17 protein-coding genes are annotated in these 23177 nt (G+C 39.3%); 3 read left to right on the forward strand and 14 right to left on the reverse strand.

The window, feature by feature from the left end:
- Nucleotides 1–5: 5 nt before the first annotated feature.
- Both PQO03_RS17150 and PQO03_RS17155 read left to right on the forward strand, forming a co-directional pair.
- The gene (locus PQO03_RS17150; protein ID WP_274152018.1) at nucleotides 6–539 is read left to right on the forward strand and encodes a hypothetical protein; all 534 of its coding nucleotides are present in this window, start codon (nucleotides 6–8) and stop codon (nucleotides 537–539) included.
- Nucleotides 540–843: 304 nt separating this feature from the next.
- Nucleotides 844–1854: an aldo/keto reductase gene (locus PQO03_RS17155; protein ID WP_274152020.1), complete on the forward strand. Its 1011-nt coding sequence runs from the start codon at nucleotides 844–846 to the stop codon at nucleotides 1852–1854.
- Between the two features lie 10 nt (nucleotides 1855–1864).
- On the opposite strand, the gene PQO03_RS17160 is transcribed toward PQO03_RS17155, so the two are convergent.
- The 10 genes from PQO03_RS17160 to fucP form a co-directional block, all read right to left on the reverse strand.
- The gene (locus PQO03_RS17160) at nucleotides 1865–2596 is read right to left on the reverse strand and encodes a type II secretion system protein (protein ID WP_274152022.1); all 732 of its coding nucleotides are present in this window, start codon (nucleotides 2594–2596) and stop codon (nucleotides 1865–1867) included.
- 198 nt (nucleotides 2597–2794) lie between these two features.
- Nucleotides 2795–4396, reverse strand: a complete 1602-nt coding sequence (locus PQO03_RS17165) for a sialate O-acetylesterase (RefSeq protein WP_274152024.1) — start codon at nucleotides 4394–4396, stop codon at nucleotides 2795–2797.
- A gap of 139 nt (nucleotides 4397–4535) precedes the next feature.
- Nucleotides 4536–6002 carry a sialate O-acetylesterase gene (locus PQO03_RS17170; protein ID WP_274152026.1) on the reverse strand — a complete coding sequence of 489 codons (1467 nt, stop codon included), beginning with the start codon at nucleotides 6000–6002 and terminating at the stop codon, nucleotides 4536–4538.
- 82 nt (nucleotides 6003–6084) lie between these two features.
- Complete coding sequence (locus PQO03_RS17175; protein ID WP_274152027.1) at nucleotides 6085–8577, reverse strand: glycoside hydrolase family 95 protein; 2493 nt, start codon at nucleotides 8575–8577, stop codon at nucleotides 6085–6087.
- Between the two features lie 98 nt (nucleotides 8578–8675).
- Nucleotides 8676–8939 carry a hypothetical protein gene (locus tag PQO03_RS17180; RefSeq protein WP_274152029.1) on the reverse strand — a complete coding sequence of 88 codons (264 nt, stop codon included), beginning with the start codon at nucleotides 8937–8939 and terminating at the stop codon, nucleotides 8676–8678.
- 86 nt (nucleotides 8940–9025) lie between these two features.
- Nucleotides 9026–10462: an arylsulfatase gene (locus PQO03_RS17185; RefSeq protein WP_274152030.1), complete on the reverse strand. Its 1437-nt coding sequence runs from the start codon at nucleotides 10460–10462 to the stop codon at nucleotides 9026–9028.
- A 186-nt stretch (nucleotides 10463–10648) separates the two neighbouring features.
- Nucleotides 10649–11296 (reverse strand): RraA family protein, encoded by a 648-nt coding sequence (locus tag PQO03_RS17190; RefSeq protein ID WP_274152032.1) that lies wholly within the window; start codon nucleotides 11294–11296, stop codon nucleotides 10649–10651.
- Nucleotides 11297–11562: 266 nt separating this feature from the next.
- Complete coding sequence (locus tag PQO03_RS17195) at nucleotides 11563–12765, reverse strand: UxaA family hydrolase (protein WP_274152034.1); 1203 nt, start codon at nucleotides 12763–12765, stop codon at nucleotides 11563–11565.
- Between the two features lie 3 nt (nucleotides 12766–12768).
- Nucleotides 12769–13068: a UxaA family hydrolase gene (locus PQO03_RS17200; protein WP_274152036.1), complete on the reverse strand. Its 300-nt coding sequence runs from the start codon at nucleotides 13066–13068 to the stop codon at nucleotides 12769–12771.
- A gap of 10 nt (nucleotides 13069–13078) precedes the next feature.
- Nucleotides 13079–14479 (reverse strand): L-fucose:H+ symporter permease, encoded by a 1401-nt coding sequence (gene fucP / locus PQO03_RS17205; protein WP_274152037.1) that lies wholly within the window; start codon nucleotides 14477–14479, stop codon nucleotides 13079–13081.
- Nucleotides 14480–14639: 160 nt separating this feature from the next.
- Here fucP and PQO03_RS17210 point away from each other — a divergent pair, with 160 nt between their 5' ends.
- Entirely contained in the window at nucleotides 14640–15452 is an 813-nt protein-coding gene (locus PQO03_RS17210; protein WP_274152039.1) for an AraC family transcriptional regulator, read from the forward strand.
- A gap of 90 nt (nucleotides 15453–15542) precedes the next feature.
- On the opposite strand, the gene PQO03_RS17215 is transcribed toward PQO03_RS17210, so the two are convergent.
- From PQO03_RS17215 to PQO03_RS17230, 4 genes are all read right to left on the reverse strand, one after another.
- Nucleotides 15543–17180: a glycoside hydrolase gene (locus PQO03_RS17215; RefSeq protein ID WP_274152040.1), complete on the reverse strand. Its 1638-nt coding sequence runs from the start codon at nucleotides 17178–17180 to the stop codon at nucleotides 15543–15545.
- A gap of 67 nt (nucleotides 17181–17247) precedes the next feature.
- Entirely contained in the window at nucleotides 17248–19404 is a 2157-nt protein-coding gene (locus tag PQO03_RS17220; protein ID WP_274152042.1) for a hypothetical protein, read from the reverse strand.
- 312 nt (nucleotides 19405–19716) lie between these two features.
- Nucleotides 19717–20964: a DUF1501 domain-containing protein gene (locus PQO03_RS17225; RefSeq protein ID WP_274152044.1), complete on the reverse strand. Its 1248-nt coding sequence runs from the start codon at nucleotides 20962–20964 to the stop codon at nucleotides 19717–19719.
- 12 nt (nucleotides 20965–20976) lie between these two features.
- Nucleotides 20977–23058 carry a DUF1549 domain-containing protein gene (locus tag PQO03_RS17230; RefSeq protein ID WP_274152046.1) on the reverse strand — a complete coding sequence of 694 codons (2082 nt, stop codon included), beginning with the start codon at nucleotides 23056–23058 and terminating at the stop codon, nucleotides 20977–20979.
- Between the last annotated feature and the right edge of the window lie 119 nt (nucleotides 23059–23177).

Consider the following 23177-nt stretch of genomic DNA (forward strand, 5'->3'; position numbering starts at 1 on the left):
CCCCCATGAAATACCTCAGTATATTATCTATCGCCATTTTTCTTTTTGCATCATGTACAGAAGAGCAAAAAGTTCAATCCACAGCAGCTAATCTCACCCCCGCAAAACAGGAAGTGACTCTAGACCCACAAGTCTTTAATCAAAAATTAGACCAAGGCATCTCTATTAGCGAAGCTCGCAAACTCAAAGCCGGTGATGAAGTCCTCATCTCAGGTAAAATCATTGGTGCTCATTCCGTCTTTGTGGAAAACCGTGCCTCTTTTATTATCGGTGATCACAATATTTTAACTTCTTGTGATTTGCACGAAGGCGATAACTGCCAAGCTCCTTGGGATGTCTGCTGTGAAGAAAGCAAAGATATTGCGGCCAACACCCTAAGTATACAATTAGTCGATGACTCCGGCATGATTTTAAAAACAGGCCTCAAAGGCAAAAATGGTCTCAAGGAATTATCCTTAGTCACTATCAAAGGCTCAGTCTCACCTCAATCAAGTGAAGCAGCCATGATAATCAATGCTACTGCAATCCAATTAGATTAAACGACTAATAACTCTCGTAATTATTACTCGTTTTTTAGATAAATCAGCGGACTAAAGTAAGACCTAGAGGTTTTACTTTAGTCCGCTGACTACTTGCACCTTATTTGATCCCCATCCCTGCTTCTATCATACAGATCTAAAAAAAACCTTAAGCCTAATAAATTATCACATTAAAACTTAGATAATCACTGTACTTTGTTACGTATCTTAAATTTGTAGGTTTATAATAAACAAGTATTTACAATTTATTAGAGTTCAATTGAAAAAGTAGACAATATAAAATATTCAGTAAAGGATTTTCGCTATGGCATCACCTTACTCCAGAAGACAGTTTCTCACTCGTTCAGCACAACTTTCCTCTGCACTGATGATTGCTGGAAGTGCAAAAGCTTATGAAAATTCATCTGAAGAAAGTGATTCTTTCGGCAAAATTCTAGCTCGTCGCAAACTGGGGAAAACAAGTTTGAATCCCACTATCTATACTGTTGGTGGTTGGCATGTGGGACGTCAAAGTGAGCTCAATGCTCAAGGTATTATTGATAATGCAATCAAACAAGGTATTCGCTTTTTTGACACGGCTAACATGTACCAAAATGGTGGTAGCGAACGGCATTACGGTAAATTCCTCACTCCCAAATACGGTAAGCATGTAGAAATCATGTCAAAGAGTACGGCTAAAAATGGTGATCAATTGATCAAGCATATTGAGCAATCTTTCGAAAGCTTAAAAGTTGATCAAATAGACCTCTTTATGATTCATAGTATTGCGAGTGAAAGCGATGTAGATTCTCGTCTCAAGAATGGTGTTCTTGAAGTTTTACAGGATTATAAAAAACAAGGAAAAATCAAACATATAGGTTTTTCTGGTCACAGGGATTTTAAAGCTCACCAACACCTACTCAATAAAAAACTACCCGATATTGAAGCCTGTCTCATGCCGATTAACTTAGCAGATCCCTCGTATAAGAGTTTTATTAATAATACAATCAATATAATGACCGAGCAAAAAATCGGTATTCTCGCGATGAAATCACTTTGTAATGGTGGTTTTTTTGGCAATGGTAAATCTGGACGCAAGTACAAAGATGTACCCAGTGTCATTCCCGATAAAGTTTCTATTGCCCAAGCCCATCACTTTGCCCTCTCCCTTCCTATTTCCACACTCGTGAGTGGCGTTGATAGCCCGGAACAAATCAATGCTAACCTTAAAAATATCTGGGAATTCAAAGCTCTTAGCAAAAAAGAACAAGCCGAACTCATCGAACTCTGCCGTTCCGCAGCGGAAACGGGAAAAATGGAAAATTTCAAAGCTTAGATATTAGCTCTTATGGATTATTGCGATCGAATTTATAGTTATCATTATTTTTATTCTGATCATAGACCGTCATGTTTTTTACGTGACCATCAATAAAAGCCATTGTGTATTTATTATTTCCATGCCAGCCAGTACTCCAAATATTGGCACTTCCAGCAGTTGCAAAATGCCAAGCATTCACTTCCAAAGCCATTACCATCTCTGAACTAGCTGTTGAGATTTCACTCAATGATACGCCGGTATATTGACCTTTATTATTACCATCTGCATCAAGTCCACCAATTTTCAAATCTGTATTTGTTCGAGAATTCAAGCCATAAGAAGAACCAATGGCATCATAAGTTGTATCACCTGAAAAAGCAGAATTTAAGGGTTTTTCATCTAGGGGACAGTGCGCTACTGGTACACGGTCATCACCAGTGAAATCTCCTAAATAGGGATTCACCATTTTATATTCAGGTTCGTAAACATAACCACCCTGTTTACCCTTCACTCCTACTAAAGAATACATGGGCAAAGAATTATGAGCTTGGCCTCCATGGATATAATAACCTGGAAAAGTATCTAGATTATCATCGAGATATAAGTAAGATGCGGTAGAAATCTGCTTCATATTGGAAACACACACCGCAGTTCTGGCAGTTTTTCTAGCTTTGCCTAAGACGGGAAGAAGAAGTGAAGCCAAAATACCTATGATCGCAACGACCACTAATAACTCAATAAGCGTAAAATTCTTTTTCATAAGCACATCCTCTTCTACAGTATTATAATATAACTATAAAACCCCAAATAAGTCAAAGGTTAACAGTATCGATAAAAAATATGCAATATTTCATACAAAGACACCCACCCCAGAATGGATCAATTTCCACTTAGCCTTATTTACTGCACACTTATCCCCCCTACTCGAGAAACTATAGGATCATGCGTTTTCTATCCATTAGTATTTTTTTGGCTCAAAATTATCGGTCCTAAATGGATAAGTAGGTAAATCTTCATTGTTATATAAATTGGCAAGCGGGAAATTGTACCAAGCATAACGAACATGTTTAGGACTTGCTACCTTGTCGGACCATAGCTCGATAGTGCTTGCATCTACAATTCTTGCTTGAGCCGTATGATACTTTTGCTCAGGGCCACACACGGTAAATCCATAAAGTTTATCTGCGTCAACTTTAATCTTACCATTATCCAAAACCAAGGGCTTCGTTTTAAGGCCACTACCAGTGTTTTCAAAAGCGACAAGAATTTTATTATTTTTGATAGCAAAAGATTTATATGTGGGACCTTGGTGAACCACATCTTCATTGTAAGTGAGTTTTCTAGCTAACAAGGCCAGTCTATCTCCAGCAAACTTTTTATAGGGAGGATGAATATCTTTCTGCATCCCAACATCAATCACACAGGCCATCGCTCCATTTTTTACGAGCCCCTGAACCTTATCCATAGTATGTCGCATCCAAGGCCAAGAATCATCCTGTGGCTTATCAACTTTATTCTTATACGCGGCGAGTTGTACCCAATAAAAAGGTAAATCACCTAGACCCCACCCTGCTCTCCAGCTTTTGATCAGATCGGGGAGCTGAGATTCGTAGGCTTTAACTCTTTCAAAATTATTAGCATTAGCTTCACCTTGGTACCAAAGTATTCCTTTAATCGGAAACTGATGAAGGGGTGCAATCATTTTGTTATAAAGCGCTGACGGGAGCTTGGTACTATTAGGACCTATAGGCTCCCTGGGCATTGTTCTCCTTATTGCCGCGGGTACTTTATGAAGTGCTAAATCATTTACTTGATGCTTTTTTTGCCATTCCTTTAAATCTTCCTGATAGATTTCATTTTTTGCGGGAAAATCTGCAAGTAATTTTTTATACTGATCAGAATCTTTTTTGTAGAGTGGATTTGAATGTATGACCGGAGTCGGTATCCAAAGATCAATCGCAGTGGCACTTAAACAGCTTTGGATTAAGCCTATTGGCACATTTATGCTTTCCTGTAAATTAACGCCAAAATAATAGGCTGTAGCACTAAAGAAACGAATGTTATCTGGATTAAGTTCTTTCCATTGATGATTCAGTACTAGCTCATCTTGGGGTATAGAACTTCCGCCAGCATTGGTTTTGACGATTCTGATTTGGGAATTCACATACGTCTTAGATTTATCTCCAATGATTTCGGGATATTTTTTGTAATACTGATAAAAGTAGTACTGCATATTGGATTGCCCGGAGCAGAGCCACACATCTCCCATTAATAGCTCATTCAGCACAATTGTGTTACTGCCTTGCACTTTGATTGTAAAAGGGCCACCAGCTTTTTGAGGATTGAAGAAAACCTTCCACTTACCATCTTTTGCTAGGGTCGTCTGAGTCTCGCCGGCAAAAGTAACGGTAATTTCCTCGCCATCTTTAGCAGTGCCGTATATGGGCAACTCTACATCCCGCTGGAGTACTGCTCCTGAGGTGAAAATGCTATTCAGTTTTACCTCTCCAAAAAGAGAGGCCTGTAGTAAGAGCAAGGAAAATAAAATAATTTTATTCATATCAATGACGCCTGATTGGATTTTTAAGGTTTCTTTAAAAGCTGGCTTATGCGCTTATTAAGAATAAGAGTTATTATCATAGATAAACTCCGAGAGTAGCTGTTATTAACAGCTATAAGTTAATTTGTCATCAGCTCGATTATTTCCAATCATAAGTTCTAAATGGTGAGGCGGGTAACTTTTCCGCATTAGCAAAATTGGGGATGGCAGCTTCATGCCATGAGAATCGTACCGCCATTGGCGATCTTATATTAGAGCTCTCTACAAGGATTGTTTTTCCTACTACACTTGCTTTAGCCTCAATAAACTTTCTATCTTTACCCGCAATCTGAAAATGAGTGAGTGCTGCACCGTCTAAAGTAGTTAATCCGCTACCCACATGATCAAATTCTATAATGATCTTATTTCCACTCACTTTATAAGATTTGTAGAGAGGTCCGGAATATACGATATTTGGTCTGCCATAGTTTTTGGCCATGGCCCATAAGGAAAGGCGGTAACCCACAACAGCTTTATTAGTTGGATGAATGCCTTGAACCTTATCTATTTTATCAGACACCACAACCATTCCTGAATTCGGAATTGTCTTAAGGCAATTCATTTGGGCCTCATTAAACAAAGGCAATGATTCCACTGTCAGTGTTTTTGTGCATTGCTTTTTGAATCTTCCAACATAAAGAAATGGTGGCATTTGAACAAAATAAAAGGAAAGATCTTCTTGTTGAAAATTATCACGTAAACCCTTGATCAAAGCGTAAGTCTTGTCGGTGTAAATAGCGCCATCGCCTTTTTGTCCTAGGCTACACTCACCTTGATACCATATCAGACCTCTTAATTTAAGCTTAAGTAGTGGGTGAATCATCGCAAAATAATACGCCGACGGGCTCGTGTGTAATACTCTTGTATTTTTTGTATAGCCAGCAACTAGATCTGCATATTCTTTAAGAATTTCTTTTTGTTGAAAACCTTCAAGTGGAGTCCAAGGTTCAATTTGAGTCCCTCCCACTGCCGCAGAAATTAAGCCAATCGGAATATTTAGATTTTCATGAAGATTCTTTCCGTAGTGGTAAGCGACTGCAGAAAAGGTTGCCACTGATTCTGGAGTGCATTTTTGCCAAGATCCCTGAACATTATCTAAACCAAAAGCAGACTTATTTTTTTTCACATGAAACAAGCGAATATTGGGGTACTTGGCTTTTGCAATATCATCTTTATTAGCGGTTTGGTTCATACGAAATTCCATATTGGATTGGCCACTAGCCAACCAAACTTCTCCGATCAGAACATCTTTGATTCTGATCGTATTATTGCCTTTAATAGTTAATAATTGACCTTCACTATTCGCTTTTTGTGCTTTAAGTGAAACTGACCATTGACCACTCCTATCTGCTTTAGTTGTGGCGCTATCATTTCCGAGACTGACTTTAAGTTTTTCTTGAGCATCAGCCCAACCCCAAATTGTGATAGCTTTATCACGCTGAAGTACCATGCCGTCAGTAAGTACCGTTGGTAGCCTAATATCAGCAATGACCGTCGTTAGGAAAAATAGCTGTAAGCCCATAAGTAAAATGAGATTTTTACTTTTCATAATTAGTTTATTATGCATGATTTTAAGTCCTTAGCATTAGTTATATTATTGATCTCTGGAGTCATCACACTATTGAATAAATAGTCCGATAATTAAATCCTTAGAGTAAGGCTTTATTTAAACTCATTTTTTCGCCCTTCTTCAGATTCAAGCTTACTTTTTTACCTTTATAAGTCACGACACAGGGATTTCCATTTTTTGAGAGAATCGAAACATCTAGCAAGCTAGCTTTTTCCCATTTCATTGAAATCTCAAATCCACCGCGAGCCACGAGTCCGCTGATCATGCCCTGGTCCCAGGCTTTAGGCAGTGCAGGAAGAAGCTTGATCTCACCCGTATGACTTTGGAGAAGCATTTCTGCAATAGCACCTGGATAACCGTAATTAGCATCATTCACTAAACCCTGACTTCCCATGCCATTAGGGTTGAATGCACCACAGCCACGTACTTTTTTACTAGGGTGCATCGAGCGACTTAGGCTATTGATCCAATAAAGAGCTTTATCACCCAAGCCGAAACGAGAGTAGAAATTGACATAGTAGATATTACTCCAGGGAACAATTCTTCCACTGCGATTCGTATCGGTACGAATGTCCAAAGTTTTCTTACCTGCCTCCATCATTTTTGGAGCGTTATCTACATGAAACTGATTACCTGGAAACATGGCCCACATATGTGAGATATGACGGTGGTCGGGCTCTGATGAGATGTAATCTTTACTCCATTCCATAATTGTACCATCGGCACCAATTTTCGTGGGAGCGAGTTGCTCACGCTTAGCTTTAACTTCAGCTACAATTTCATCATTGATACCCAAAACTTCGGAAGCCTCTAGAAAGTCGGTAAAGAGTTGATGAACAATTTGTTGACTCATTGCACTACCCATATCTTCATGTCCCCAGCGACGGTTCTTACGATCCTCTTCGGTAATTGCATAAGCTGTTTCAGGAGAATAATCAGGACCTGCAACTAGCTTGCCATTACGTGGATCTTTTACCAACCAATCAAGTGACCACAAAACATGATCCTTTATGATATCATAACTGTAATTTTCTAAATAGTCTTTATCTTGACCAAAGCGGTAGTGTTCCATAATATGCGTCGCATCCCAAGGTCCAGCCATTCCCCACATTGCCCGCGGTGGTTCAGGTGGATAAGCAGTCAAATAACCACCATGACAGAGTGCAATATAGACTCCGCGACTGCCAAACATTTCTTTAGCCACTCGGCTACCACGTTTTCTCATGACCTTCAAGGAATCAAATAAGGGAGTGTGACATTCACTCATATTAGTCACTTCCGCCGACCAATAAGACATCTCAATATTGATATCATGGTGATAATCAGAGTTCCAAGCGGCTTTCAGATCTGAACTCCAAATGCCACGTAGATTGACCCACATTGAACCTGGTCGTGACGAGGTGATTAATAAGTAGCGACCCATGTGAAACATCTGACTTATGAAGTAATGATCATATTCGTTTTCACCAAGCTCTTTGGCTGCTCGAATGCGGACATCGAGTGGAATATCATTTTTTCCTTCGGCTCCGAGGCGTATATCAACGCGGCCAAAAATATTGTTATGAGCCTTTACTGCTCCCGTAAATGCACCATCCCAAGTTCGATCATTAACATCGTTTAAAAGTGATTTACATTTTTTGCTTAAGTCTTCTGCTAAAGGTTCAAAAGGCTTATCAATATTATAGTTAGTCGTTCCCGAGATCCATACCGTCATATCAGACGTATTCGTCACCGCGAGGATGCCATTTTCAGATTTGCTTGAGCCATCAGCGACTTTGACTTGAGCAATTGATTCGTAACTTGTTGAATACTTGGATTCATCATAGCCATGTGCCTTACCTGAGATAGAAATACTATTAGGACCACATGATTCGATTTTAGGAATCTGATGATCAAAGTAACTCGGGCGAAAGAGATTCATTTTTGCTGAAAATTTAGCACCGCCAATGGCTCTCATGCGAATGCCGATCACATCTTTATCATTGACCACAAAAACTTGACGTTCAAACTTTGTTTCGCCGATCTCAAAGTACGTTGTCGTAACTCCCGTTTCCATATCGAGACTACGTGAATATTTCTTAACAGATCCTTTCTCTAACTTACTAGCAAAGTCATACTCAAAATGTAATTCTGCAAAAGGCTGATATGAACCAACATCATATTTCTTTTGAACCTTTTTCGCAATAAGATCATGGGCTTCAGGAGCTTTACCATCAAAGATCAATTGACGCACTTGGCTAATTTCTTTTTCTCTATTCGGGTATGCCTTTTCGAACTCCGCTGGATCTAAACTTGGTGGTGACCATAAGGTATCGTGATTAAATTGTACCACATCTTTAGTTAAACCACCAAAATCCATCGCTCCAAAACTACCATTTCCCAATGGCAGAGCTTCGATCCAGTTCAATGCTGGATACTGAAACCAAAGTGTGGTGGCTTTTTCAAAAACTGGCTGGTACTTGGCAAAAACAAAGCGCCCTGGATAAGCCTCTTTTAATGTGGTCGTGGTCTTTGGGCGGGGTTTAATTTTATCATAATAAGGTAGCCAAATCTCTAGATACTTTGCGTGCACTGCTTTATATTTAGGATCTACGCTCTGTAAATACTCGCGGATTTTTTCATCCTGAGCTTTACGCTCTTTAATGACTGTTTGATAAGCCTTTGTTTTCTCTAATTTTTTATAATACCGATTCTTTCCGCTTGCGCGATACCACCTTTAATACCAGCATCCTTCTGCATCTTTTGAAATTTGTGATTATGAGCTATTAAAACCTTAAATAGTTTTTTATACTCTCCATCTTTTTTGAACTGTTCTTTCGAAAGCCGATAAGCCGCCTCTGATTTATCACGGGCTTCTTTGAGCCCTTTCGGCTGTGCAGCATATACGGCACTACTAATAACGATCAGTAATAGGTAAATGGTTTTTTTAATCATTTTAGATCCTCGTATTCTAATTATTTATTTTAAACAACACTCTGAGTTCGCATCCTTGATGCTTTACTCAGCATAAACTTCTTATTTTAATGAGATTTTTTATTACCGTGCAAGCGTTTCGCCAATTGCTTTTGATTCAATTCTTCGGCAAATTGAAATTCAGGCTTTATTGATTTTACATGGGCTTTTTTAAATATTTGACTTAATTCAGATACCCGATCTGGATGAGTCTTGGCCAAATTATTTTTTTCATGGGGATCATTACTTAAATCATAAAGCTCTATGCGAGGCTTTAATTTTTTTCCTATACCGAGATGAATTAACTTCCACTTACCTTGACGAACAGCGCGTTTCCCTCCCTCTTCATGAAACTCCCAGTATAAATAATCATGTTTCTCTTGAGTTCCTTTAGCAAACAAAGTCGGTAGTAAAGATATCCCATCAGTATCCGCCTGAGCTTCTGCACCCGCAAGCTCGCGCATCGTAGGTGATATATCCCAAAAGCCAGAGAGATGATCTGTCGTTGTTCCCGCTTTAATTTTACCGGGCCACCAAGCAATTGTTGGAACGCGTACGCCGCCTTCATAAAGATCGCGCTTTCCACCACGTAAGTCAGCATTGGAATTAAAGCTACTACGTTTATGACCACCTTCTTGCATCGCACCATTATCACTAGAAAACATAACGAGAGTATTTTTATCTAGCCCGAGTTCTTTGAGTTTTGCTATAATCAAGCCAACATTGTGATCCATATAGGAGACCATGGCAGCAAAAGTGGTCTTAGGCTCACGCTCATATGAGTAGTGACCATGTTCTTTTGGAGGAAGTAGTTTTTCTTTTAAAATGGGACGGTATTTGGCTTTCCATTCTTCTTTCGCACGCAAACTGGCATGAGGAATCTGAAAGGCTACATGAAGAAAAAAGGGACCGTCTTTTTGTTTATCGAGGAAATTGAGTGTCTCATCCATCACTAAGTCAGAACTATATTTATCTCCGTCATGCAATGTATTGTTCGGGTAGTTTTGCTTCTTACCATTCTTCCATAGATAATTTGGAAAATACCAATGGGCCCTGTAATGAGCGGTGAAGCCAAAAAAGGAATCAAATCCTTTTGTCGCGGGGAATGAACCATCATCTGAATTACAGGCTAAGCCTGACTTACCTATAGTGGCAGTATGATAGCCGACCTTCTGAAGTGCTCTAGGAAAAATCATATCTAAGGGATCTGGGCGCATCTTTAAGAAACCATTGCCACGTAAATATGTATGCCCCGTATGTCTACCTGTAAGCATCACACTACGCGAGGGACCACAGACCGTACTACCCGCATAGTGCTGAGTGAACTTCATCCCTTCTGAAGCCAGCTTATCTATATTCGGTGTCTTAATGATTTCTTGGCCATAACAGCCAAGGTCACCATAACCTAGATCATCCGCTAGGATGTAAATAATATTGGGTTTTTCTGATGCGTTTATCGCAAAAAAACTAAATATAAATAAGATTAATTGTTTTTTTATTACCATATCTTTCCTTGGTCATTTTAAAGTGAGATCATTTCTGAGATGAATTATTAAATAATCATTCCGGTTTATTATATAAAACCCGTAAGAGAGGCAAGGTTAACAAGTACATTGTCAATTTATGCAATCTTTTCTTTAAGTTGATACCCATGAAACAATAACTAAAACAATTCTGTACTTATTAGGCTCTTAAAATTTACCATATTTCAGGTAGGCATCCACGGGGTCGACTCCTTCAAGAATGGCTTTTCTAACTAAGTTTTCAGTTCCAATTAATTCTTCCGCACGTGTACATACCGCTTCTGCAATATCAGCAGGTATAATCACCACCCCATCACGATCTGCAAAGGTATAGTCACCTGGATTAATCGTGACGTCACCAATAATAATGGCTTTATCAAATGATTCTGGAACCCAGCGCCCTACTACGTCGCGAGGTGTGAAATAACGATTCCAAACTGGAAAACCTACTTTCTCGATAAATTCGGAGTCGCGTACACCACCATCCACGATATAACCACGAACCTTTTTATAGCTCAAAACCTCCGAAGAAAGTTCACCCATGTGGGAGACTGTGCTATCATTTGGCTGGCAGACCATCACATGATCAGTGGGTGCTTTCGAGAGCATTGTACACCATTGGACTAATGAGTCGTGCTCATTCATGTCTTCTACTATGCGACCACTAATTGTAAAGACACGGCCCGCTATTTTTTTATCGAGTAAAAGCGGGCGAATCGTATTGGGTAAGAGGCAGTCGGGATGGCCCATTGAGCGCAGTACGTCATAGAGGATTCCTGAGTAAGTTTTTTCGAGTCTATTTGATAATTCGTCCATAATATTTTCCTTTAATTTAAATAAAATTTTAGTCGCCCGTCGTGGGTGGATGTTGCCACACAGGCAAACAAGTCTCTAAGGCCCATACGGCAGTATCTCACTGCATTCGGGGCTGGCCCCGAGGTTTTAATTATATTGGGACTTTGTCCCATACCCTACTCAAGGATACGAGTACCCTTAAGAATCTCAACGTTAGTCGCTGCGCGCCCGCACTTAACCTTAAGAATCCATATCTTTGATTAAAAAATCATCTCGCACATTCATATTTACATCCCACACAGAGTTTTCTGAGCCATCTCTCCTTTATACAGCAGTACCGATTCACGGTGACCTAGCGCTTCACTCAGGCTCTGTTCACCTTTCATGAGGCCTTCTACTTTTAGAACAATTTCTTCACTCACTTGGAGAAGTGTTTTCTCACCAGTTAAAATCGAGCCCGCATTTATATCCATATCCTCAGATAAGTTCTCATAAGTCTTGGGATTAGCGCAAACTTTGATCACGGGCGATACAATCGAGCCCACAACTGAGCCTCGTCCAGTGGTAAAGAGTATGATATGCGAACCACTCGCAATGAGCTCCATTATTTCTGAACTATCATTGATATTGGGGAACCCGAAACGCGGCTCACCCTCGGGCACCACGTCCATGAGGTAGAGCCCTGTGGCTTCTGGAATATCGCCGGGTGCAATCACTCCCGAAATCGGGCTATCTCCACTCTTGCAGTAAGACCCCAGGGATTTTTCTTCAACCGTAGTTAAGCCACCATCCGCATTGCCCGGAGCAAAAGAGCCATGGCCCATAAGTTCATAGTAATAAGAAGCTTTCTGGATTGACTTCACTAAAGCGTCGCCGACTTCTTCATTGATGGCTCGTGGGCGAATGCGTTCTTCGCAACCAATGAGCTCACCCGTCTCCTCAAAGATACAACGAGCACCACGGCTAATCATAAGGTCAAAAGCTCCACCCACGGCTGGATTAGCGGTAATCCCTGAAGTCGCATCACTACCTCCGCAAATAGTCCCTACAATGAGTTCATCCATACCCATATTCACACGTTCAAAAGATTTCTTTACTTCCTTGGCTTGCTCAATTAAAGCTCGCCCTTTCGCAATAGTAGAACTCGTACCACCATTTTCCTGAATGACTAAAGTTTCGGTCCAACGTCCGCTATTATTAGCCATCTCTGCCAAGGCAGTACGATTCATACCCTCACAACCAAGTGAGACAAAAAGCACCGCTCCGGTATTGGGATGCTTAGCAATATTACTAATGATTTTTTGAGAATAGTCATTCGGGTAACAGCCCGACCAAACCATGAGATGTACATCACCTTGCTCTTCATAAGGACGCACAATCTGTTCAGCAACATGACGCGCGCACTCGACCAAGGCCACTACCAAAGTAATATTGCGAATTCCTTTGCGTCCATCTGCACGTAAATAAGCCTTCTCTGTAATAATTTCCATACTCTATTTCTCCTTATCCGAACCATCAAAAACATAAGTCGCCACATAGTCACTTTTCATATTGTGTAAATGAACCCATTCACCTTTCGCAATGGAAATTTTTGTGGAACCAATAGCAATACCATATTTGTAAATCAAAGAGCCCTTGGCTAGATCTGACAAAGCAATTTTATCACCCAAGGAGAGCTCTTTATTAATCTTGAATACTTCCCCTTCCAGCTTAAGCTCGGTGCCTTTCTCCAAATCCGAGGTCAGTACGGCGACATTATCTTCAGGATGAAGTTTCATTATTTTATTTGACATAGAGGACCTCTTATTTAGCTTGATTAGTTTCGTGGATGATGCCCACATCTGCTTCTTTCTTGTGAGCCATAAAGCCGTAGATCGCAATGATCACAAAGCAAAAAAGTGGCATGTAATAGGAGTTTGCAGGGCTGTACTCAAAGCCTATGGCATCAAAAACACTCTTGATGGGGCTAAACAAAGTATTGAGCACCCTATCGAGGATAAAGTCTCCTGTAGGCAACTTTCCATCATTCATAAAACCTTGTAGAGGAACAAGTATCGCACCTCCTACAATCGCCATGATAATACCCGATCCGCCGATCTTTTTATCGTCGCCCTCTAAACCCATTAGACCTAAGCCATAAATTGTCGGAAAACCAAGTGACATCGTGGCAGAGATCATAACAACGCTAATAACACCAAGCATTCCACTACTATGAATTGTCAGTAAAGTGAAGAGGCAGCTGAGCACCATCGCCACCGACAAAAGTCTTGCAGGGTCTATGAATTTCATTAAGCCAGTATAGACAAAGCGCATGAACACAAAAGCAAATAATGAGTAGATATAAAAATTGGCGGCGTCATTGCTGTTATCATAACCCGCTCCCGAGGCCATAACATAGGGAACAATAAATGTCCAGATACCAATTTGAGCCGCGACATAGAAGAATTGTGCCATCACAGAAAACATGTAATTCTTATTCTTAACGAGTCGTCCAATCGAGGCCTTAACTGAGGAATGGTTTTGCTCTTCTGCAATGACAGGAAACTTTTTAAACGCAATTGCGGCAGCCACGATAAGAGCAATGACTCCTACAATAGCGTAGGCATTCACAACTAAGCCTAAATCATGGGATTGAGCTGCGGCCTTCTCCGCACCCTCGAGTATCGCCATTTCTTCGGATGAAGTCAGATGTTTTAAAATCACAAATTTCCCTAAACAGATTCCCCCTAAGGAGCCAACTGGATTAAAAGATTGTGCCAAATTGATTCGTTGTGTCGCGGTTTCTTTGGGCCCCATAGAAAGTATAAAGGGTGCCACCGAAGTCTCTATCATTGCACAGCCAAAAGCAAAGACATAAAACGCCGTCAAGAAAAATGAAAAACTATCTGCTTGACTCGCCGGGTAACAGAGAAAGGCACCTAGCGCATAAAGTGAGAGCCCTACGATACCGCCGGTTTTATAACCACACTTTTTAATAATCAGAGCGGCGGGAATTGGCGCTAAAAAATACGCTCCATAAAATACGGTCTGAATTATAGACGCTTGAAGCGATGACATACCCTTTACCTGCTTAAACACTGTCACCAAGAGATCCGTCATGTTATTAGCCGCACCCCACAAGGCAAAACATGTGGTAATTAAGGCAAATGATATGATTAGATTTTTGGGAACTACTTTCTTTGTATGATCGTATCTTACACTCATGCTCAACTGACTCCCTTATTGATGATATTCCCAAGGTTCAACTTATTAAATTCAAATCAGTAATCTTGGATTTTCTTAAGTAAGTTTAAGTCATCAAAAGCTAAAAAACTATTGGAAAAGCCTTGTTATTGATTGTACATTCCTTTGATAAGGAGAGCTAATGGCTAGTGTTTTTCAAAATTTCAAACTTTTTTATGATGTCGGTGATTTCACTGAATTACGTGATTTATGGCAACGCCCCAAGCATTTATCTAGCTATAACCGACTCTATGCGATACGAAGTGGTGAAGCTACTTTTACGATTGATGATCAAATCATCGATTTAAAACCAAATTGTACCTACCTTTTCCCTAGTGGTCGTATGACATCCTATCGTTTTACACAAGATGCGTCGCTTGATTGGGTACATTTTGACGCCCGTCTCTACGGTAACCTCAATCTATTTGATTACTTAAACTGCCCATTGAACTTGCCCACTCCCATGGATAGTCTCAGTCGCCATTTATTTAAACGCTTGTTTGATTTACAAAAGAATAATTTTTCCGAAGCTCCCTACGAAACACCCGCTATTCTACAGATCCTCCTAGCCCCATTTTTAGCTCGTGGTGAGATGAGTCATGAAGCCGATGCTTTAGCCCGTTTAAGTCCCGTCTTTGAATATATAGAAAAGAACCTCACTATTGCTCCACGCACCGCTGAGCTCGCCGCTCTACTAAAGCTAGAGCAAAATTACTTTATTGATTTATTCTCTAAAACTGTGGGTATTCCACCCGCAAAATTCATCAATAAGAGACGCATGGAAATTGCTAGTACATTCATTATGACGGGGCTACCACTTACTGAAGTCGCTCAAAAGCTCGGTTATTATGATTCGCCCCACTTCTGTCGCGTCTTCAAAAAGAGCCAGGGACTCAATCCCAGCCAATACAAAACTCAATTCGATCAAGAGCTCAAAGGTTTAAGTTCTTCCTGAATCCGTGACTTAGATTTAAAAGAATCTTGACTGAAGGTTAAGGCATATCTATTATTGTCTGAATACCGTTTAAGCTTTTCAGCTATACGCCTAATTTTCCATAACTAAAGTCATGATTGAACGAGCGGGGATTTCAATTTTTTGATTGGCTTTTTTCATCCCCATATAGCTCATATTTTTCTCCACTTGGCTCGTCGTCAAATAAGACTTTAATTGTCGTGATAAGTGATCACTAACCACAAAATCTCTCGCCTCATTACCATAGTTAATAATGACCCAAACTTTCTCTTGAGTCTCCTTATCTCCATATACCGAAACCATTAAATCCTTATTCTCAGACGCTTCGTCATCAATGCCTTTAACTAAATAGCGTTTCATGCCGGGACGAATCCATCGACTAAAATGACCTAGTGCCCATAAGAGTTTTGTCGGTTCTGTTTCTAACGTACCTTCCTCTATTTTTGCCGTCACTAAATTAAATCGGGGTAAGCTACCATGTAGCTCAGGGTGGAAACTCGACCAAAATTGCCATGATGTGGCTTGAGCTATTGTGAGATCATGATGGATGACTTTTGCCAAAAACAAAGCACAATCCATGGCACTCATACTTTTATGACTTTCTCGTCCTTCTAAATAAGCTTTCTCGAGTAAGCTGTACTCACTCTGCCAGAAACGAAGCTGGGGTGCAACTTCGGCCATTTTTTTTCTGAGTGCCTTGCGAGTCGAGATCAAACTCTTTTGCTCATCGACAAAGTAAGTATGACCGGCGACAAGTGGTTCAACTGATGTCATTGAGTTCAATGAATAGGGACTTTTTTTACCCCAAAAAGCTTCAATTTGATTAGAAGATGCCGCCGCAAAGCCTTTAGTCTCTTTATAGAGGTACTTTATATGAGCGGCCTCTGGAGTCACTATTTTGGCATTTACTTGTGTTGTGTTAAAAGCTTTATCTATCTCTTTAGTCACTTCAAAAATCTCTTGATTAGTCCAGGGACTTCCTTCTTGTTTGGCTTTGCCCTTGGAAAAGCTCCACGGCCATTGAGGTTCATTAAAAGGAGAAATATAATCAAAGCCTTTACCCTGACGCTGATAATAACGAGCAATCGTGGCGAGATATTTAGCGTAAGTTACATATTTATCTTTGGGTAAATTAGTCGACATACTTTCTTCCGATTTATATGTCAGTCCATTTTTATTCATAAAAAATGGAGCCGAATTTGAGTAAGCGATAAGTTTATCCACTTCATAGCGATGGGCCGCTTTAATCCACCAATCTGTTCCTAAGGCATATTTACTGCTGTATTTCCCTTCCTTATTCATGAATGAGTGTGTTTGGCGCCAGGGCTTCACTATCCCACCGCCATTAGCCTGTGTAGCACTTCCTGCTCCAAGTTCTACTCGAAAACATGAGAGCCCTATACCTTGTGCTTGGCCAGATTTGATCTTTTTACTAAATAAAAGGCTCGCAAGTAAGTTGCGATCTTGCTCACTCTTGAGTTGCTCAATTATATAAGCACCATACATGCCCGTAGAACTACCGAAATGCTCAAGTGTTTGTTGTGGTTTGTCCCACTGAGCCTCAATATATAAGACATCATTTTCTTGTGAAAAAGTCGTAAAACTCATTAAAAAAAATAAGCTTGAAAAATATAATTTGATTTTTGATGATAAACTCAACCATCCAATACCTATGGATTTATCTTTTATAATGAATGTGATTCGTCTCATACATTTAAACCCAAAGTTCGTATTATAAATACATTGTTTAACTCTCAATAAAAAACTCAGAAGAAATTTATTTTCCTATAACTGTATATTGATAGAAGCGGTAATCCGCTGCTTTATCAATAGCAAGAGAAATTGAACCATCGGCACCTGCTCGCTGCACTTGCTTCTCTCCCGTCATTAAATTTGTCAATTCTAGTTCTTGATTAGCTACAAATTTCAGCGCTATTGATTTTTTTGTCTCATCATTATTGATCTGTCTAAATATAGTTAGGAAACCCTTGTCAGATTCAGAATTATAATTCTGAAAACCCGACCAGCTTTTATTATCTGGCATTTCACCTACAGGAAAGACATAGCCTCTGTACATATCAGATCTGACTGCTTTGTATGCCTTCAACAAAGGCTTAACTAATTCTCTGGCTTCATCTGAATAATAGTGTGTCTCCTGAAAGAAAATCGGGGAACCCATCAGTGTTTGAGCCACTAAGTAATCAGCTGTATGCTTGTGTGCATCACTTACTTGCTTATTACAACGATCACCATTTTGAACTGAAATCTGAAATTTATTCAAGTTATTATATTTGGAGAGCTCCCAAGCATCACGTAAAACTAAGTGAGGAATATAGACAACATTTGCTGGAGACATTGTCTTGCGGTTTTCTAAATAAATATTTCCGTATTCTCTACCAAAGAAGTAACCAATTCGTGGTGGATGCTCGGTCACATCCCAGTTCATGCGTACTTGATGATTTGTATATTGAACAAACTTGCGGACTTTAGTCATAATTTCATTTAAGTTAGTGAAATCTCTCGCATTAACAAAATCAATTTTATAAGATTTGAAGCCACCCTGATCAAAATTCCATTTCAGATCCTCTAAAGGAACTCGTGCATGTGCCCATAAACCTAAGCGAATATCATCTTTTTTTGCCTGAGCCTTGATTGTGCTCCAGCCATTCGGATACATCTCATAGACTTTAGCATTTTTGAGATAGACTTCACCATCTTCAGATTTTTGATTTTTCTTCTTTTTATTTTTCTGACGCATCATCTCTTTGAAATCAAGTTTAGCTACAGGGCGCCAGTGAGGCCCTGCAGTCATCCAACCCTGCCAACCGTCATCAACCTGCTGAACATCGATACCTAAATCATTTTGACTCGCTATTTCAACTAAAACATTTTCTTCACGAGCGGCTGATTGAGAGCAGTTTTTTGATTCACCCGAACCCCAAGTATTCGCCATAATATAAATATCGCGTTTAGGATCTATCGAGTAGCGAACTCTATCAAATTCTTTAAGTGCTAATTCACGTTGCTCAGCAGTTTTCCCATCATGTACGATGACCCAATTTGCCCAGAAACCTTGATATGTAGTGGTCAAATCTTGAGGTAAGATACCCCAACCCGTTGAACTCACATGATTTTTTTCTACTTCAAAAACTCCCGTATTCACTCCTGCTTGATTAACACATTTATGAGATTCTTTCACTAAGAACACACCGCCCTCTTTATTTTCTAAACTCAAGATGCTCGCCCAGCCTAAATTCCCTGATTCATGTAAGGACTCATGAACGAGAGGTGTTTTTAACTGATTTCGCCCTTGAGTATGATTATAATAACCCATGCCGCGTTTTACCAAGCCTGTCGTATCAATTGCTAAGCTCTCGGTTCTTCCTGTTAAAATTTTACTTGACGATGTTTTATTATACTCATCATGCTTTGGGGTAATATCATACTGAAGTTTATTCCCTGGATTCAACTTCATATGGCTTTTGATTTTAACTTGGGTTCTCAATCCCTTCGCACCGGGGAACGCCCATACAATATATTTCACTGAAATTTTGGCGTACTCTACTTCTGCAGTTAACTCCATGTGTGGCTCAGCAAAGCCTCCATCATTTGAAACTTCGGCTTTCAAGCTCAGAAGTTTACCGCTATTAGCCGGCATATAGCCACGATAGTTCCAATCTGATGTCTTTTTGTTATTTAGATCTAACCATTGCTTATCATTCTTTAAATCCTTAAGACTCGTAGTCACAAGGCCATTACCGCCCCACTTCCACTGACGCTCGACTCGGCCTGTACCAAGAATAATTTTGTCACCCTCAACACGGGCATAGGCCTGGTCGAGTTTTTTATCTATAGCAAAATCTTTTATTGACGCTGCCTGTGACGTAAGCATGACACTCGAAAATAATAAAAACATACGAGAATTGAATTTCATATTCCACCTAAATCTTGAATTGTTTTGTACAATTTAAGCCAAAAAACAATATGTTTAATCAGCTTAAAATACTTGAGAGATAATTTTACTTACTTATAAATAAACGCTTCAGTCCATCAAGTTAACAGATACCATGAAATTTAAAGAAAAAGTTCTTCATTATTTTATTAATCAAGAAAGAATAATCGTCCTCTATTTAAGAAGACTATTGAGGAAAAATGATAATTAAAAAGTATATTTAAAGCAGTTTTCACAGTCATTCCAGTGAAACATCAAAGGGAAATAAACCCTAAGCTAAACTTATATCAATTCTTAAAATAATTGATACAAGGGTTTGCCTTTATGAGCGACAGTAAATGGACGTCCTTCGGGAGATGTTATAACTTTCTTGACATCTAAACCTGCTGCGTAGGCAATCGTCGCATTAAAATCGGGTACCGATACTTTATTTTCTTCTATATCTCTACCATCTGCACTCACTTTTCCATAAGCTTGTCCACCACTGATCCCCCCGCCTGCTAAAAGACAAGTGTAAGCCTTGGGGTAATGACCTCTCCCTTTACCTGGACTCAAATCTGGCGTTCTTCCAAACTCTGTCGATAAGACGACTAGAGTTGAGTTAAGCATACCACGCTGAGATAAATCATGAATAAGTGCCGCCAATCCCTGATCCAATTCAGCGGCCTGTTTAGGAAAATCTTCGTAAATACCATTGTGATGATCCCAAGCATTGGATTTGACCTCAATAAACTTCACTCCAGACTCAGCTAAACGCCTCGCCAATAAACAGCCCTGTCCAAAATCGTTATTCCCATAAGCATCTAGGTATTTTTTCTTTTCATTGTTTATATCGAAAACATCTAAATCTTTACTTCCCATCAAACGGACCGCATTATCATAAGCAGCGGAATAAGTTTCAACCATTTTATGGGAACGTTTCTTACTGTAAGTTTTATTTAAAAGGGAGAGCATTTGCAAGCGTTGATCAAACTGTTTTTTATCTACATGTCGATGACGGCTTGAGTACTGTAAGCCACTGGAGGCCTTAGCTATAGGCAAAGCTCCATATTTACCCTCAAAAAAACCTGCACCCGAACTTGCTGTAGCACTTATTTTTACAAAGGCAGGTAAAGTCATTCTACTATCACCCTTAAATCGCGAAACCCATGCACCTAATTCAGGGTGAATAATGGAACTTCTAGGAACGTAACTCGTATGAGTATAATAATCTCCTTCTGCATGTGCTCCCTGATTCGTATGCATTGAATTTATCAGTGCTACATGGTGCATTTGTTTCGCCATACGTGGAAAAAAATGACTAATTCGAATTCCATCCGCCGAGCTTTTTATCGCTTTACTTTGGCCACTAATTTCTTTGTTATCTGCTTTGATTCCAAAGCTATCTAATTGACTCAGCCCTCCGCTCACATTTACATAAATTACCATTTTGGCGTTTTGCTTTAATTGCCTAGGCTGGGCTTGTAGGCTATTGGCCAAAGGGCTAAAACCACAAAGTGCTCCAGTTGAATAACGAAAAAAATCTCTACGGTCAAAGTTCAAAATAAATCCCCACTAATTATAAAATTTGAATTCATTACTATTAAGTAGTACCCACATCAAATCATCTATGGGCTTTCTTGACATCTCACTAAAGTAAGGACGAAGCTTGTCTATTTCCTCTTTACTTGCTTCTCGACAAAGTATGGCTAGAAAAATGACCTTCATGGCTTCTTCTGGAGTTCGACAACTTTGTATGTCTTGAGTTAAATAATCCTTCATTGGCTTAATGATTTGCTCTTCTACTTTTTGACTATTGAGTAGATTAAGTGCCTGTGGAATAGTTGGTTCCGTCAATGCCCCTTCTACTTGCGTACGAGCTGATGCTCCAAACTGCCTTAAGAAATGATCCGGTCGCACTGGCGAAGGGTTTTCTGATGCGCGTAAACGTACTAAGTGAGTGTGCCCTTTCTGTTCTTTATTCTTACCATGTAATATTGCTTCGTCACTCGCAACTTTATCATATAATTTCTCGCCTGATTTTGCAATCTTATTAAAATATTCAATTAATTCTTCATAACTTTTCTCTTTAAGAATCTTATAAATTTGATTCTCAGTATGAACTGTTTTTTGATTGAGATAAATATCTGGATTTTCTAAAATTAGGGAACTCAATGAATCCCAAAGTTGCTCCGCACTTAATCGTCTAAATACAGGACCTTGAAATGCGTATGTTTCATCCCCTGCTAGGACCTTCATTGTAAGTGCACTTTGATAAGTTCGAGTCCTATATAGAACTCTTGAAAATTCTCTTAAATCAAAGTCAACTTCTTTCATTAAATCAATAAGTTTTTGACTTAATCCTGGGTTAATACCCATTTCATTTTGCTTAAGATCTGTAGCTGAAGCAATGAGCGGAGCCCCCATAATACGAAGCCAAAGTCGATTGACAATCGTTTTGGTAAACATCGGATTATCGCTAGAGCTCAACCATTTGGCAAAATCCTTTCTTCGTTCCAAATCATCTTTTGGCCCAAGGAGATGTTGCTTATCTTTATACTTATTATCTAATAATGACGTCGCGAAGGGAACTTCTGCATAGATTTTTTCAAAGGCTTTGTAATCGTCATATTTATAATCATGTGGTAACTCAATGACGCCGGAACCGCTCTTAAAAACACCTGTTTTAAAAGTATACATTCCTGTAACCATCGCCGCTTTCAATTTTAAATTATGATCATTTTCAATTCTGTAATCTCGTAATTCTTTGAATTTTGGTATGGAGTACATCTGACGTGGCGTATTCACTTCTGTTCCAGAAGTAAATGCGGCTAACTTATAAAAGTCTACCTGAGTCCAATCTTCATAGGGGTGATCATGACATTGAGCACAAGTAATATCTGTACCTAAAAATATTTTCATGGTATTAGAGATATTATCTAAAGGCATGCCTTCATCTCGCAGATAGTAACCCGTAGCTCCATTGCCATCTTTATAAGCATGTCCTTCGGCAGCAATCATTTCATACACAAACTGATCATAGGGCTTATTACTACGAATAGAGTCTTTGATATAAGCTATATAATTGCCTCCATGCTTGTGCTTCGGCATATTGTTAATCACTCGAAGAATATCGGCCCAATAATTAAAATTATGACTGAAATAAGACTCGCTCGCAAGCAGCGTATCTATCAATTCTGATCGCTTATTCTCTGAGGTATCAGATTGAAAATCTTTACGCTCTTTTATCGAAGGAATACGCCCTGCTATATCTAGATAAACTCTGCGTACAAACGTTAAATCATCTATTTCTGCGTTTCTTTTAAGTGCCATTGATGAAAGCTTGTTTCCCACAAGCTTATCTATTTCACTTACAGCGGATTTTATATCTATCTTTTGCGAAAATAGTTTTTTACTTTTAGGGGACAGATCACTTTGTTGAGTTTTATCTACTTTGGACTGATTAACTTTTTGAACATAGTTCTTTGGAACCGCATTAAGTTCATTAGGTAAATTTTTCCATATAAAATAAGCGGCTCCTCCCAAGAGCAGAGTGAAAATTATAAGTGGAATCGAAATAGAACGAGAGTTCTTTTTATTTTGAGCTCTCTTGGCACGATTTTTTAAGTGCCCTTGAGTCTTAAGCTTTTTTTTCATCTTTGGCGAAAATTTCCTTTCATCGGATTCATGATCAACTCTATTTCACTTATGTTTATTTTACTTTTCAAAGATTACGCAGATCTGCCTGAAAAATAAATATTTTAAGTCAAAAACTT

The sequence above is a fragment of the Lentisphaera profundi genome (assembly GCF_028728065.1).
Classification (GTDB): domain Bacteria; phylum Verrucomicrobiota; class Lentisphaeria; order Lentisphaerales; family Lentisphaeraceae; genus Lentisphaera; species Lentisphaera profundi.

What these genes read in the sequence shown, in the direction of transcription:
- PQO03_RS17170 (WP_274152026.1), bottom strand. Translation starts at nt 6,002, where the DNA reads ATGCATAATAAACTAATTATGAAAAGTAAAAATCTCATTTTACTTATG.
- PQO03_RS17190 (WP_274152032.1), bottom strand. Translation starts at nt 11,296, where the DNA reads ATGGACGAATTATCAAATAGACTCGAAAAAACTTACTCAGGAATCCTC.
- PQO03_RS17160 (WP_274152022.1), bottom strand. Translation starts at nt 2,596, where the DNA reads ATGAAAAAGAATTTTACGCTTATTGAGTTATTAGTGGTCGTTGCGATC.
- PQO03_RS17215 (WP_274152040.1), bottom strand. Translation starts at nt 17,180, where the DNA reads ATGAGACGAATCACATTCATTATAAAAGATAAATCCATAGGTATTGGA.
- PQO03_RS17185 (WP_274152030.1), bottom strand. Translation starts at nt 10,462, where the DNA reads ATGGTAATAAAAAAACAATTAATCTTATTTATATTTAGTTTTTTTGCG.
- PQO03_RS17195 (WP_274152034.1), bottom strand. Translation starts at nt 12,765, where the DNA reads ATGGAAATTATTACAGAGAAGGCTTATTTACGTGCAGATGGACGCAAA.
- fucP (WP_274152037.1), bottom strand. Translation starts at nt 14,479, where the DNA reads ATGAGTGTAAGATACGATCATACAAAGAAAGTAGTTCCCAAAAATCTA.
- PQO03_RS17180 (WP_274152029.1), bottom strand. Translation starts at nt 8,939, where the DNA reads ATGATTAAAAAAACCATTTACCTATTACTGATCGTTATTAGTAGTGCC.
- PQO03_RS17155 (WP_274152020.1), top strand. Translation starts at nt 844, where the DNA reads ATGGCATCACCTTACTCCAGAAGACAGTTTCTCACTCGTTCAGCACAA.
- PQO03_RS17150 (WP_274152018.1), top strand. Translation starts at nt 6, where the DNA reads ATGAAATACCTCAGTATATTATCTATCGCCATTTTTCTTTTTGCATCA.
- PQO03_RS17200 (WP_274152036.1), bottom strand. Translation starts at nt 13,068, where the DNA reads ATGTCAAATAAAATAATGAAACTTCATCCTGAAGATAATGTCGCCGTA.
- PQO03_RS17165 (WP_274152024.1), bottom strand. Translation starts at nt 4,396, where the DNA reads ATGAATAAAATTATTTTATTTTCCTTGCTCTTACTACAGGCCTCTCTT.
- PQO03_RS17220 (WP_274152042.1), bottom strand. Translation starts at nt 19,404, where the DNA reads ATGAAATTCAATTCTCGTATGTTTTTATTATTTTCGAGTGTCATGCTT.
- PQO03_RS17210 (WP_274152039.1), top strand. Translation starts at nt 14,640, where the DNA reads ATGGCTAGTGTTTTTCAAAATTTCAAACTTTTTTATGATGTCGGTGAT.
- PQO03_RS17230 (WP_274152046.1), bottom strand. Translation starts at nt 23,058, where the DNA reads ATGAAAAAAAAGCTTAAGACTCAAGGGCACTTAAAAAATCGTGCCAAG.